This is a genomic window from Paenibacillus sp. Cedars, assembly GCF_003184205.1.
Taxonomy (GTDB): Bacteria; Bacillota; Bacilli; order Paenibacillales; family Paenibacillaceae; genus Paenibacillus_AQ; species Paenibacillus_AQ glucanolyticus.
The window spans coordinates 2,420,180-2,433,609 of sequence record NZ_CP020866.1 but is presented as its reverse complement, the minus strand read 5'-3'; the positions used below and the strand labels follow the sequence as shown (position 1 = coordinate 2,433,609).

The 13,430-nt window shown below is 45.2% G+C and carries 13 protein-coding genes; 1 reads left to right on the top strand and 12 read right to left on the bottom strand.

Annotated elements, in window-relative coordinates; translation table 11 throughout:
- Positions 1–172 precede the first annotated feature (172 nt).
- From B9D94_RS12810 to B9D94_RS12780, 7 genes are all read right to left on the bottom strand, one after another.
- Positions 173–1,084 (bottom strand): helix-turn-helix transcriptional regulator, encoded by a 912-nt coding sequence (locus B9D94_RS12810; protein WP_148247177.1) that lies wholly within the window; start codon positions 1,082–1,084, stop codon positions 173–175.
- A 39-nt stretch (positions 1,085–1,123) separates the two neighbouring features.
- A complete protein-coding gene (locus B9D94_RS12805; protein WP_148247176.1) occupies positions 1,124–1,537 on the bottom strand; it encodes a BlaI/MecI/CopY family transcriptional regulator in 414 nt (137 codons plus the stop codon).
- A 183-nt stretch (positions 1,538–1,720) separates the two neighbouring features.
- Positions 1,721–3,634 (bottom strand): M56 family metallopeptidase, encoded by a 1,914-nt coding sequence (locus B9D94_RS12800; protein WP_148247175.1) that lies wholly within the window; start codon positions 3,632–3,634, stop codon positions 1,721–1,723.
- Positions 3,634–4,044 carry a BlaI/MecI/CopY family transcriptional regulator gene (locus B9D94_RS12795; protein ID WP_148247174.1) on the bottom strand — a complete coding sequence of 137 codons (411 nt, stop codon included), beginning with the start codon at positions 4,042–4,044 and terminating at the stop codon, positions 3,634–3,636. The genes B9D94_RS12800 and B9D94_RS12795 overlap by 1 nt, the downstream gene beginning before the upstream one ends.
- A gap of 175 nt (positions 4,045–4,219) precedes the next feature.
- Positions 4,220–4,954 (bottom strand): hypothetical protein, encoded by a 735-nt coding sequence (locus tag B9D94_RS12790; RefSeq protein WP_063480666.1) that lies wholly within the window; start codon positions 4,952–4,954, stop codon positions 4,220–4,222.
- Positions 4,955–5,317: 363 nt separating this feature from the next.
- Positions 5,318–6,109, bottom strand: coding sequence for a squalene/phytoene synthase family protein (locus tag B9D94_RS12785; RefSeq protein ID WP_063480770.1), 792 nt, complete (start codon positions 6,107–6,109; stop codon positions 5,318–5,320).
- Between the two features lie 463 nt (positions 6,110–6,572).
- Positions 6,573–7,136 (bottom strand): TetR/AcrR family transcriptional regulator, encoded by a 564-nt coding sequence (locus B9D94_RS12780; RefSeq protein WP_006210444.1) that lies wholly within the window; start codon positions 7,134–7,136, stop codon positions 6,573–6,575.
- A 167-nt stretch (positions 7,137–7,303) separates the two neighbouring features.
- Here B9D94_RS12780 and B9D94_RS12775 point away from each other — a divergent pair, with 167 nt between their 5' ends.
- Positions 7,304–8,767: a DHA2 family efflux MFS transporter permease subunit gene (locus tag B9D94_RS12775; RefSeq protein ID WP_148247173.1), complete on the top strand. Its 1,464-nt coding sequence runs from the start codon at positions 7,304–7,306 to the stop codon at positions 8,765–8,767.
- A gap of 239 nt (positions 8,768–9,006) precedes the next feature.
- On the opposite strand, the gene B9D94_RS12770 is transcribed toward B9D94_RS12775, so the two are convergent.
- From B9D94_RS12770 to B9D94_RS31895, 5 genes are all read right to left on the bottom strand, one after another.
- Complete coding sequence (locus tag B9D94_RS12770; RefSeq protein ID WP_063480664.1) at positions 9,007–9,714, bottom strand: FAD-dependent oxidoreductase; 708 nt, start codon at positions 9,712–9,714, stop codon at positions 9,007–9,009.
- A gap of 13 nt (positions 9,715–9,727) precedes the next feature.
- Positions 9,728–11,983: an ATP-binding cassette domain-containing protein gene (locus tag B9D94_RS12765; protein WP_148248775.1), complete on the bottom strand. Its 2,256-nt coding sequence runs from the start codon at positions 11,981–11,983 to the stop codon at positions 9,728–9,730.
- Positions 11,984–12,037: 54 nt separating this feature from the next.
- Positions 12,038–12,436: an SRPBCC family protein gene (locus B9D94_RS12760; protein ID WP_006210449.1), complete on the bottom strand. Its 399-nt coding sequence runs from the start codon at positions 12,434–12,436 to the stop codon at positions 12,038–12,040.
- Positions 12,433–12,762: an ArsR/SmtB family transcription factor gene (locus B9D94_RS12755; protein WP_006210451.1), complete on the bottom strand. Its 330-nt coding sequence runs from the start codon at positions 12,760–12,762 to the stop codon at positions 12,433–12,435. The genes B9D94_RS12760 and B9D94_RS12755 overlap by 4 nt, the downstream gene beginning before the upstream one ends.
- 465 nt (positions 12,763–13,227) lie before the next feature.
- The gene (locus B9D94_RS31895) at positions 13,228–13,335 is read right to left on the bottom strand and encodes a hypothetical protein (protein ID WP_367613814.1); all 108 of its coding nucleotides are present in this window, start codon (positions 13,333–13,335) and stop codon (positions 13,228–13,230) included.
- Positions 13,336–13,430: the final 95 nt, after the last annotated feature.

The following is a 13,430-nucleotide window of genomic DNA, read 5'->3' as shown; positions in this document are numbered from 1 at the left end:
ACTATATAAACCTATTATAATCCTCTTGTTGATAAAATCAAACTGGATTATACCGTCTGGATTGCGGTCACAGTTAATTATATACAATGCGGTCCAGAATTCCTTGACGATGGAATGATAGTGTGGTTTAGCATATATAAAAAGTCGCATGACAACTGCTTGTCATACGACTTCATACTTCATAATGTTTAAGTGTATTCTGGAGCTCTTCTCTTAAAATTTCTCGCAGTACAGAAGGTTCAAGGACTTCGACCCCGCTGCCAAAACCCAGCAGTATAGACCAAAGCCAGCGTGCTTGCAAAGGCTTGTTAACAGGAATTCGCATGATCATGCTGCCGTCTTCATGAAATTGCTTCTCCACCTGGTGAAACTGATCCATCGCCTCTGCTAAAGCATCAGGTCCCACTCGGATCACTACGTCCTCCACCTGATCTTGCCCTGCCCCATTAGACAAACCAATCTCGTCCGTATCGTGACGCGGCTGAAAGGTTTCCTCTGTTAAGAACAAATTCATCATCCGGGATAGCCGGAATTCTCGATAATCTCGCCGTTTCATGCAATAACCATAGATATACCAATTGCTATATTTAAAATGAAGTCTCACAGGCTCCATCTCACGGGTTGTAAGTTCATTCTTTCCATTAATGTAATCAAAACGGATGATATTACGCTTCGTAATGGCCGTGCGCAAAACAGGAAGTGCTCCAAAATCCGTACGATGGGTCTCAAAATCCACCGCTAAACTGGAAGACCGATACTCCGTTTCAATCGTTTGCAATCGTTCAATGGTTCCTTGCGCACGGCCGTCTTCAAATACCGAGGAGAGGCTGCTGAGCACCGTGATCAAAGTAGAGACATCATACGAACCGAGCAAGCTTTTATCCATTTTAAATCCGTCGATGATGCCAAATCCACCTTTGTTTCCCTGATACGATATGACCGGAAAGCCGGCTGCACAGATCACATCGATATCTCTATAGATGGTTCTTGGGGAAACCTGAAACTCTTCGGCCAAGGTGGAGGCGGATAAAACCTCGTGGTTTAACAGCTTGTAGATCATCGAGATCAATCTTTCCAATTTCATGATATCCCCACCCGTTATCACACAATTTTTAATTCCTGCTTATGTGTTATCCTTTTTTTCGGGATCCTCGTCGTCCCCGTTCTCGTCGAATAAAACTTTCAGATCCGCAATCTCCTGTGCGCTCAGCTTTTTATCCTGCAAAAAGTTGGCCAGCATCGGCTTTAATGATCCACCATACAGTTTTTTCATAAAAGATTTGGTTTCGGACCGCAGGTACTCCTCTTCAGTGATAATCGGGTAAAATAACTGGGTACGTTTTGAGCCCTTTTCCAGCTTCGCACCCGCTGCTTCCTTCTGCACCAGACGGCTGAGAAGCGTCCGGGTCGTATTCGGGCTCCACCCCATTCGATCCGTCATTTGTTTTACGACTTCACTGGATGGGCAATCCGGATTTGCCCACAAGACACGCATAATTTCCAGCTCTGCATCCGTAATGGGTGGTATTGGGTTCATATATGAAACCTCCAAAGTCAATTCAATTCAAACTACGCATGTAGTTACATCCATGCTATAATTCTAGTTTGCTAATGTCAACATGTTTTGTTCAGGACAATTTGGCAGTCTAAAGAACCCATGCCATCCTGTTTCCAGAATGGCATGGGTCTAATATAGAATTACATAGATGGACCAAAATCGTTATTCTTTTACCGCTGCCTTCAGGATTTCAATTTTTTGTTTCTTGGGCATATCCGTTGTGGTTGAAATACTGTATTCGAATTTGTCGGTATGCCAAAAAACGTATTTTGGATAGATATGAGCAGGGAAGTCATCTTCAAAGAATCCTTTTTTCGTATTTCCCTCAGAGTCTAATGTAGATTTGGAAATTGCCAATACGTCTTTCCCGTTACTATACTCAAGACGGATGGTTGCCGCCTCTTTCCAGTCTATCTTTTTCGCATAGATAGGTTTACCGCTCTTCTTACCTTCGGCTCTGACTTCATTGATGAATTTTCCTTCGATCGGACCTTCAATTCTCGCTTTGGAAAATGTATACCCCGCTGGCAGATTTGAAGGGTGCTCCAAGATGGAGCCTTCCAGCGCAGCAGCTTTGTTCAAGTAGTCCTCGTATGCTGTGTATTGTTGGATCCCTCCCCAATAACTTAAATCCAATCCGCTGTTCAAGTCTTTGTATTTATGAAACAAGACGTACATATCATCGGACTCCAGCGTTAGCTCCTTAATTCGATTGATCTCATTTTCGATAAACTTTATGTCCTCTGCAGGTATAAGCTTCGCTGCTTCCGTTGCTTTTTTCACGGCTTTTTCTTGTTCTTTAGTATAGCTCTCAAGATTCACCGAAGAAGCCGTAATTTGCTCGGGAAGGTTATAATTCCATGGTTTATTCAGGGCGGCTTTTGAATCCTGTTCCGATTGAACGGAAGCCATTTGCGCTGTGCTTTTTGCATCGCTTTCTTTTGCATCAACCAATGTTACGCTGCCAAGGGCGAGAATCATTGTCATCCCCAGGATGGACATATGATAAGATTTTTTCTGAAATTGTTTGATCATGGTAAGTCTCCTTTTTAATTGTTTATGCGTCGCAGACAGGGCAGCAAGTCCAGGCTGATGAGGGCTGCCTGAAAAATGCTCCAGCACATGAATGATCGTTTGCCCGTATGCATTGTTTTTTTGCGGGCTCAGCCGGTCCAGGGCACATGCGTCGCAGGCTATTTCCTGATCCTGCCTTGCTCTATGTATGGCAAGCCATACTAATGGATTAAACCAATGAAGGATCAGAACGATGTGCATGATCCAGTTCATGGCCACATCCCAGCGTCGTATATGGGCGAACTCATGCGCCAGAATATATTGAATCTGCTCCTTTTTCAACGTAACAAGCAAACGAGGTGAAATAACAACCACAGGTTTATAAAAACCGACCACCGCAGGCCCGGGAATGTGTTCCGATGCCACAAACCGCACCTTACGCTTCACACCCAATAGCAGCTTCGTTTCATCGAACAATGATGATAAACGAGGAGTTTCAATAGGACGTCCTGTGCGGAGAGCTTGTTTTAGTCGAAGCTGATCGCATACTGTTTTTACGGTTAGGATCAGAACACCGGATAACCAAGCCAACATTAGCATATTGGTGAAGCTCAATTGCTTGAACCCACTCCACCACATTGGCCTATCCTGCGAGTGTACCGATAGTTGAGACGGGTCGGTTGCTCCCGCAGCTTCTCTTATGAAGCCATTTCTCTCTGCAACGAAAGTTGGCTCCGCTTGAACTGCTATTTCGCTCTCGGTACCTGATTCTTTCCACCATTTATGCCAGAATGACAAGCCTTGGGTTTGCTGATGAATACCGGGCGCTATAGCCTCCAGAGAAAAAACATTGTATAAGCTTAATGAAGATTCCGGTGCCGAAGGAAGCAGCAAGCGGATCACCACAGGAATCCAAAGCAAGTATTTCCATCTGGATTCAAGCTTGTTTTTCATTAGAAACTGCAGGGCCAGGATAAGAACAATTAAGATGCCAGCCATGAATGATCCACGCAGGACCCAGCCAAAAACAGACAAAAGACTTGCATGCAAGGAAGGACTCATCACGTATCTCTCTTTTCTGCTTCACCGCAGCTGCCGTTTTCATCAAATAAAGCCTTCAGATCCTCGATTTCCTGCGCATTCAGCTTTTTATCTTTCAAGAAATTAGCCAGCATTGGATGTAAAGCTCCGCCATACAGCTTTTTCATAAAGGATTTGGTTTCTGATCGCAGATATTCCTGTTCGCTAATGAGAGGATAAAACAGCTGGGTGCGCTTCGAATTCGTTCCCGGCTTCGCCCCAGCCGCTTCCTTCTGCACCAATCGACTGAGGAGCGTCCTGGTTGTATTGGGGCTCCATTCCATTCGTTCGGTCATCTGTTGTACGACGTGACTGGAAGGAGAATCCGGATTTGTCCATAGGACGCGCATAATTTCCAGTTCTGCTTCGGTAATCGGTGGTATGTGATTCATGCATGAAACCTCCAAAATCAATTTACTCAGACTACATGTGTAGTTTAAATAAATACTACATCTGTAGTTTCGTAATGTCAACACGTTTTGGCAGAGAATAACGTTATCTCTCTGTTACATGCAATAACTAGCCGTATAGTCTGTGCATAAAACTTATAGACTGGATCACAAAAAGTTATTCTTTGACCGCAGCTTTCAGAATCTCGATCTTTTGTTTCTTAGGCATATTCGTTGAGGTTGAAATACTATATTCGAATTTGTCGGTATGCCAATAAACGTATTTGGGATAAATATGAGCCGGGAAGTCATCTTCAAAGAATCCTTTTTTTGCACTTCCTTCTGAGTCCAATGCATGTTTGGAAATGGCCAGTGTGTCTTTCCCTTTTATATACTCAAGGCGGATAGTTACAGCCTCTTTCCAATCTATCTTTTTCATGTAGATAGGTTTTCCGCTTTTCTTGCCCTCGGCTCTCACTTCATCATTGAACTTTCCTTTCGTTGGCCCTTCAATCCTGGCCTTGGAAAACTTATATCCTTTTGGCAGGTTTGAAGGATGCACCAAGATGGAGCCTTCCAGGGCAGATGCCTTTTTCAAATAGTTTTCGTATGAGGTGTACTGATGAATCCCTCCCCAATAACTAAGATCGAATCCGCTATTCAGTTCCTTGTATTTATGATATAAGACATACATATCATCTGAATTCTTAGTTAACTCCTTAACGCGGTTGATCTCATTTTCGATAAACTTTTTGTCCTCCGCAGATATGGACTTGGCTGGTTTGGCCGCTTTGCCAACAACGTTTTTCGGGGCCCCTTTGGTGGATGCCGCCTCTGCCCCAAGGTTTACGGAAGAACCTAGCAATAGAATGCAACTTAATGCTGCTATTGCCACTTTTGTTGGTGCTTTCATTTTTGTAATGCTCCTTTGCTATAATTTTTTAAGTAAGACTACAGCTGTAGTTACAATTCAATACTACATCTGTAGTTTGATAATGTCAACTATTTTGTTCAGACCCTTTTTGGCTTCATGTCAAACTTACCTTCTATTGTTCCGCTTGATATTGTTGATGACCCTGTGAATCCACCCAAAACAGCGGCAGCCAAGACGAGAACGTCCTGGACTGCCGCTGTTCGTTAAGCTATAGTTCTCGGTTAGCCATAATAACATTTTTGGTTCACTTGCGGCATACATCGGCTCTTTATCAGAACAAACAGAAAAGAAGCCGTTACCCATAGCTTCCGGCTTCTTGTTCTCTAGATGCGACAAGGGATGTTATCCTGTCACACGATTTACAATTTTCAGAACGGCATCTCTTGTTAATTTGCTTCCACCTGCGGAGATGAGGTTCACCGTAGCGTGAGCTAACGCCAGTGGAATCTTGCAAAATTTTAATGCTGGACCATGTTTCAGGTCTGCAACATAAGAGTCTGCGGTTTGCAAATTGCGCCGAGTGTACTGCTGCATTTCCTTGAATCCCCATCCGTCAGGATAAAAGTCAACGCCACGTTTAAGATCCTCCTCCCGATTTCGGAGAATATTCACCGCTTGCAGCCCTCTTCCGAAAGCAACGGCCTTCGTTAAATCGGATTGCGTTCCATCATACCATAACCAAAGCTCTGACAGCATTTCACCAACCATTCCGGCAACGCTGTAGGTGTATTTGTCCAAATCCTCTTCGGTATGAATGTTCCATCCGTGCTGAACCCAGTCAGCCATATGTAACGACATCTTAGCAGTGTAACGATATACGATTGGAGCTGCGGTGGGGGGACACAGAGCGGCCCATTCGTCCAGCTGCATCGTAACATCCGGTAATACCGTCCGATAGGGTGATAGTACAATATGTGCTTGCGGTACACCCATTCTATCATCCTGGGATTTAAATGTTTCATAAATGCCACGAAGCAGTTCGATCTTCAGTTCATTCGAGAGCTCATGATGATCCTCGATTTCATCTATTGCCCGCATGCATAGATAGGCAGAGGCAACAGCCTCCCTTAAGCCTAATTCCAAATAACTTATGGGTATATAAAACGTTCGGCTCGTCTTCTTTAGCATGGTCATTGCTTCATTCAATGCGACGTTATTAATGACTACTCCCTCCAAGTATCAGCTCAGCTTTTTATTTTTCGTTGTTTTACCATGATAACATAATTTTGTACTCTCAATCCAAATATGATACTCCGGTCCTCGTACAAAAGAGAAGCTGCTGCACAGCGCAGCCCTCGGCAATGCAAGTAGATACCTCAAGTAAAAGGGTGACCTCATAGAAGCCACCCTTTTTCGATCCCAAATGCAGCTCCTGTCTAGGGATATAGGTCACCACGAATGCCAGAGCAGCACCGGGATTCGCCGCCACGATGAATTGTTTGTTAAGAATTTATACCTACGTATACACCAAATGATCCAGGATGAATCAACATGGTCTTTTGGATCGTCTGTTGAAGCAGGATTTCCTCTGTCATCGACATGCGCCTGCTCCTTCTACAAGAGCAGCAAATACTTACCGTGGGGACTTCTTTCCATATTAAGTAATTGGCGATTTCTTATACAATTGCGTGATTTGGTTTGCAATGTGCTCAGAGCTGAAATGAATCCCTTCTCGAATCCACCACATGATGATGCCGATGATTGATGCCGTGAGAATCTCAATGGAAACCCAGTCTTTTGAGATTCTGCCTTCGTTTTTTGCTCTGTCCCTTCGGGCTTCTATCAGCTGTTTAAATAGGCCGAACAGTCTGCCTTCATAATGCTTATACTCAAACAATACGGCAAAGAATTTCCGGTTCTCATAGATATAATCCAAAAACACAGTCAAGCCCTCCCGATTATCATGGATCTCGGAATTCACCAACGGCTCCAATTTTATTGACAGTTCGTCAAAAATATCATTCGTGACAATCGACATTAAATCGTGGATGTCTTCAAAATGCAGATAGAACGTGGCCCTGTTCAATTCAGCGCGATCCGCTACCTTCTGAACGGTTAGCTGTGAGATGGAGTGTTGTTCGATCAGTAGAGATAGTGCAGCTTGTTTAAACAGCTTCTTTGAGCGGACAGCCCTAGGATCTTCTTTTTTTTCGATTGTCATTCTCTGCTCCTTTATCGATTAATTTCTATTTTATCAACGAATCAAGATCCATCGTTGATTAGTCGACATATTGAGTGAAATTGCAAATAGGCACTCTTTTTCCGGTATGATATTATCTATTTTATCGATATGGTGTTGAGAAAGCAATGATTGGAAGGAGTACAATAATGCAGCAAGAGAAGCCGAATGTAAAAAAAGGGATACTATTATTTATACTGATTTTAGGTTGTTTCTTATCGACCTTGAACCAAACATTATTAAATGTTGCACTGAATGACCTTATGGATGTATTTCAGGTTTCAGCAACGACCGTCCAATGGCTTGCAACGGGTTTTATGCTTGTGAATGGCGTGTTAATCCCCGTTACGGCATATTTGATGAGACGATTTACGACGAGGCAGTTATTCGTCAGCTCTATGTTATTTTTATTGATTGGCACAGTGATTTGCGCTGTATCACCAAATTTCAGCATCTTACTGATGGGACGCATGATCCAGGCAGCCGGAGCGGCGATCATTACCCCGCTTATGATGAGTGTCATACTGATTGTTTTTCCAATTGAAAAAAGGGGCAGCGTCATGGGCCTAATCGGCTTTGCCATTATCTTCGCCCCTGCTATTGCCCCAACCTTAGCTGGATTTATCATTGAATATGTATCCTGGAGATGGCTGTTTATCGGTTTAGCCCCTCTAGTCTTCATCGTGATTTTACTGGCATTAAAGTATCTGGTAAATGTATCCCAAGCGGCAAAAGCCAAGCTTGATATCATCAGTGTCATCTTGTCCACAATTGGATTTGGTTTCATCCTCTATGGCTTCAGTAATGCCGGGAGCAAAGGATGGGCATCTCCTGTAGTCCTGTTGTCATTAATTATCGGCGTTATGTTCACGACATGGTTCTGTATGCGTCAAATGAAATCAAAGGACCCGCTGCTGAATTTGGATGTGTTCAAAAATAAGATCTTTACCTTAACCTCACTCATCAATATATTAGTCACCATGATGATGTACGCGGACATGATCCTGCTGCCGCTGTATCTTCAGAGCAGTCGAGGCTATTCTGCTTTTGAGGCAGGCCTGTTATTATTGCCGGGTGCTGTGATCAATGCATTTTTATCACCGGTAACTGGCAAGTTATACGATAAATTTGGAGCAAAACCACTATTTATCATCGGATTATTGTTTGTTATACCTTCGATGTGGGCTGTAACGGACTTAACGGCTTCGACCTCTTATTCCTATTTAATGATTCGAACAGTCTTTTTACGAGTAGGCTTAAGTTTTATTACGATGCCGCTGAATACAGCAGGATTAAACGCACTACCCAAAGAATTAGGCACGCATGGTTCGGCTGTGAATAACACAGTTCGTCAAATTGCAGGTGCCATTGGGACAGCTGTCGTTATTACGATATATACGTCGCAGGCTTTGAAGCATGCAGCAGACATCAAAAGCCAAAATGAACTTGTATCACCAGATCAAGTCGCCAGTCTCTCTACCATGCTGGGTTCGAGTGACGCCTATTATTTTATGATGATATTGGCTGTTCTTGCGCTGGTTATGACACTCTTCATGCCGCCCTCAAAAGGAATTGCAAAAAAGGAATCCGCAAAGGCAGCATCTGTTGAGTAAATAAAGGTAACGTCATTCACTAATCAAGGTTTGCTCATGAGTGATCTAACGTATCTCCGCTTTGATCGCAGGTGATACGCGGCGTCCGCTACGCTGCCTCTGAAGGCAAGTGTAGCCGTCGTGGAATACAAGATACACGTAGCTATCAGTTCAATACCATTAAAGCAAAAGGGTGACTTCAATGAAGTCACCCTTTGTCAATCTCCTATACATGGCGATAGGCTGTATGCAAATATTCGTTACAATCCATAAAACGCATCTTTTTTTATATTTTGCTTCGCGATTTTTTTATTTTGCAGCAAATTCGTTATCGACTCAACCATGGATTTTGGACCCGCGATAAAGTATTTGCCCTGGTTCTGATATTGGTTAACAAACCTATTGATTTCTTGCTCTAATGCTTCCCTGGATTCAAGATAGGATATTTGAACGGCAGCAGAGTTAGCCAGAGCATCGAGCTCATCCCGAAAGAGGTGTGACTTCTGACTGTCCAGATACAGCACACGCACGGGTTTCCCCTCTCTGTCTCTTCCAGCAGTCATTTGCTTCAGGATTGCTCGAAAAGGCGTAATACCAATACCGGCTGCAATTAGCAGCGATGGGTGTTCTTGATCCAAATGAAATGACCCTACAGGACCGCCCATCTTGATTTTCATTCCAGGCTTTAATTCCAACATCGCTTGTTTGAAGTCGCTGGGGTTATCACCAATTCTCGTCGTAATTTTAACAACGTTCTCCGTCGGAGCAGAAGCTATGCTGAAAGGCTTCGTTGGGCTTTTGATTTTCTTGTGTATAATGCTAAACAAACCGTACTGCCCTGCCGTCCACGTTAGATCCTCATCTTTTTTGAATGAAAAAGTATATACATCTTCCGATTCTCGAAGGCTTTCTATAAATAACAATTCTCGCTTTCGGAATACGGAGATCATGTCTTTAAAAAAAGCCATTATGCATTCCCCCTTACCTCAAATACCTGCCCGTAATGGAATGCTCTTCATGGATGATCTCCGTAGGAGTTCCTTCGTATACCACCTGACCACCCTTGCTGCCTCCGTCCGGTCCCATATCGATGATCCAATCCGCTTGGCTGATCACATCGAGGTTATGCTCGATGACAATGACCGTATTGCCGGCATCCACCAGGCGGTTCATGATCTCCAACAGATGGCCGATATCTGACATATGCAGCCCAGTCGTTGGCTCGTCCATCACGTAGATACTGCCCTTCTTATGCAGCTCGCTTGCCAGCTTAATACGCTGGCATTCACCGCCCGAAAGGGTGCTTAGCGGCTGACCGAGCGTAATATAGTTCAGCCCTACATCACTCATTGCCTGGAGCTTGCGCACAACCTCTTTTAGCTGAAAGAATTCCAAGGCCTGCTCTACCGTCATCTCCAATACATCGGCAATGGACTTCCCGTTCAGCTTGTACTCCAGCACCTCTTCCTTGAATCGCTTACCCCCGCATACATCACATGGAAGTTTCACGCTGTCAAGGAACGCTAGATCCGTATACACGACACCCAGCCCTTGGCAGTTCTCGCATGCCCCCTTGGAGTTGAAGCTGAAGAGGCCTTGATTGACTTTGTTCGCGGATGCAAACGCCTTGCGAACATCATCCATAATGCCCGTATAGGTCGCTGGATTCGAGCGTGTAGACACGCCTACCGCCGATTGGTCGATGACAATCGCATCCGATTGCTGGCTGAGGAATACTTCGTTGATCAGCGTGCTTTTGCCTGAACCGGCGACACCCGTAACGACGGTAAGTACCCCGGCAGGAATATCGACACTCACGTTCTGCAGGTTGTGCAGTGTGGCATCCTTAATGGATAGCTTGCCGGATGGCTGCCTGCAGTCCTGCTTCAGCTTAAGCGCTTGCTTCATATGGGTTCCCGTCAGTGTGCCTGCTTCCAGAAGACCCTGGAAGCTTCCTTCGTACACGATGGCACCGCCGCGGCTGCCGGCGTGAGGCCCAACGTCGACGATATGGTCCGCGATTTTGATCACATCGGGATCATGTTCAACAACAATGACGGTATTGCCTTTGTCGCGCAGCTTCTGCAGCAGTTCATTCAAGCGGTGTACATCACGAGGGTGCAAACCAACGCTGGGCTCATCAAAGATGTAAGTGACATCCACGAGACTGCCGCTTAAGTGCTTCACCATCTTGACGCGCTGTGATTCGCCGCCGGACAATGTATCCGTCTCACGGTCCAGAGTCAAATAATCAAGTCCGATATCGACCAGATGCTGCAAGCGCTCGCCCAGTGACTTAACCACCGGTGCGGCGACCGCATCGTCAATCTCCCGAATGACGCGGACGAGTTGTCCGACCTCCATGGAAGACAACTCCGCAATGTTATATCCATTAATCCTGCAGCTTAAGGCGTCCTGGCTGAGCCTCGCACCATGGCAGCTGGAGCAAGGCCCCTCGGAAATGTAGGGTGCAACCGCTTTTTGTGTCCGCTCGGACTTGGTCTTGACATCCTGCTTGATGTATTTGTTAGTGAACTTTTCGATGGCGCCTTCCACCGTTATATTCGTTGCCTTACCGGCGAAATCCATCTTCACTTTCCTGGCCTTGCCGTACAGCAGCTGTTCCAGCTCCTCATCCGAGTAATCACTCAGCTTCTTGGCAGGGTCGAAGTCTCCCGACTGCACAAGCATGTTCCACTCCCAGCCGTTCACTGAATAGTCCGGCAGCATGATGGCTCCTTCATTCAGCGACTTGGACATGTCCACCGCCTTGCCCATATCTACGCCTAATTTGCGGCCGATTCCGTTACACTCTGGACACATGCCTTGCGGATCGTTAAAGGAGAACATGTTCGCTCCTCCAACATGGGGCTGACCCACTCGGGAAAAGAGTAATCGGAGAATGGGAGATATATCGGTAATCGTGCCCATCGTGGAATGGGAGCCCCCGCCCAACCGCTTCTGATCCACAATAACCGCCATGCTCAGATTTTCGATTGCATCCGTATCCGGCTGCGGAACACGGGGCAGGAAGGTACGTATGAACATGCTGAAGTTCTCATTCAACAAACGTGTGGATTCCGCAGCAATCGTATCAAAGACGATCGAGGATTTGCCAGATCCGGATACCCCGGTAAAAATCGTGATCTTCCGTTTGGGAATACGCAAGGATACGTTCTTGAGATTGTTTTCCCTCGCACCTGAGATAACGATATATTCCTGATTAGATTCGTTCATGCCGTTCATGCTTCATATCCTCCAAGTTTTTTCTTTTCTACTGCTGAAACACGGTTATTGTGCCAACACCTTTTCAAGCTCGACAGTCCAAGCGCTCCAACCATACTTAGCGCCTTCAAGTCCATGGACATTGGAGAATCCGATTTGCTCGAGATGAAGGTTAACCTTCCCATCCCCTAAATCCTGCAGGGTCCAGTTCACCGTGTGTTGCTCATCCCCGGTTGCCCAAATATAAGACAATCGATGGGGTTCATCCACGATCGTTACTTCTCCTTCAACAATTCCATCCCATCCATTGTACGGCTGATGACGAAACTGAAAACGATGTCCTACGACAGGTTTAAAATCATTTTCCGTAATCCACTGGGCAAGCTTGTTGGGATCGGTCAAAGCGCTCCATACCTTTTCAATTGTTGACGTGTACTGAAAATCCATAGATAAAGTTAAACTCATTCTTCTTCCTCCTCTAATAACTGCTTCAATCGAAGCATATTCGTGCTCCAGTACTTGTTGTAGAAGCCCACCCAATCTTGAACCTCTTGCAGTGGAGAGGCATTTAGCCTGTATCTCGTTTCCCTGCCTACTTTACGGTCCTCTACCAGTCCGGCCTCTTTAAGAATTGTCAAATGCTTCGATACCGCTGTGCGGCCCATTTGAAACTGTGGCGTCAACTCATGCAGGGGCAGCTCCTCTGCCTCTGATAGCAGATGAATCAGATGACGCCTGGTTGGATCTGCAATCGCATCAAACACGTCTCGCAACTGATTGATCTCGGTCACAACACCCTCTCCTATAATATTATTGCCAAGGGACAGGCGTTAGTTTCCCATCCATTAAACTACAAGTCTCTTCGATCTTTGCGCTTATGTAACAAATGTACTCAATCGACACCATTTAGTGTCGTTTTGATTATAGGCCACCCTTTGGTGTCGCGTCAACATTCTCTCATAACTGCCTGCGTTGGTATCTCAACGGATAATACAGCTGAATCGATGGATTAGAAACAAAACTAACAGAAGCAGCGGATAACCACAGCGAGAGCTGACCTTCATGAATGAACCACGAATCCATAACAGCAAAAATAACCAGTTCGACTTTATCAGCGACTGGTTATTTTTATTCGTTTCTGGAAGGATTTGATCACGGCAACACGAGGTTTACTTTTTAAGAACTGCCCATGAAGCATCACTAATTTCGTCCATTTCACTTCGCGTCAAAGAGAAGTTCATTGCTTTGACATTCTCCTAGGCATGTTTCACTTTAGTGGATCCAGGAATCGCAAATATGCCCTCGCCTTGAGCGTGTATCATCCAATTCAAAGCGATCTGTGTCGGTGAGGCATCGTATTTCACTGCAAGCTCTTCAAGAGTTTCGATAAGAGGCCATGATTTTCTTAAACCGGACGCACAGAAACCCGAGCTCCACTTTCTCGGACCCTTGATCGCTC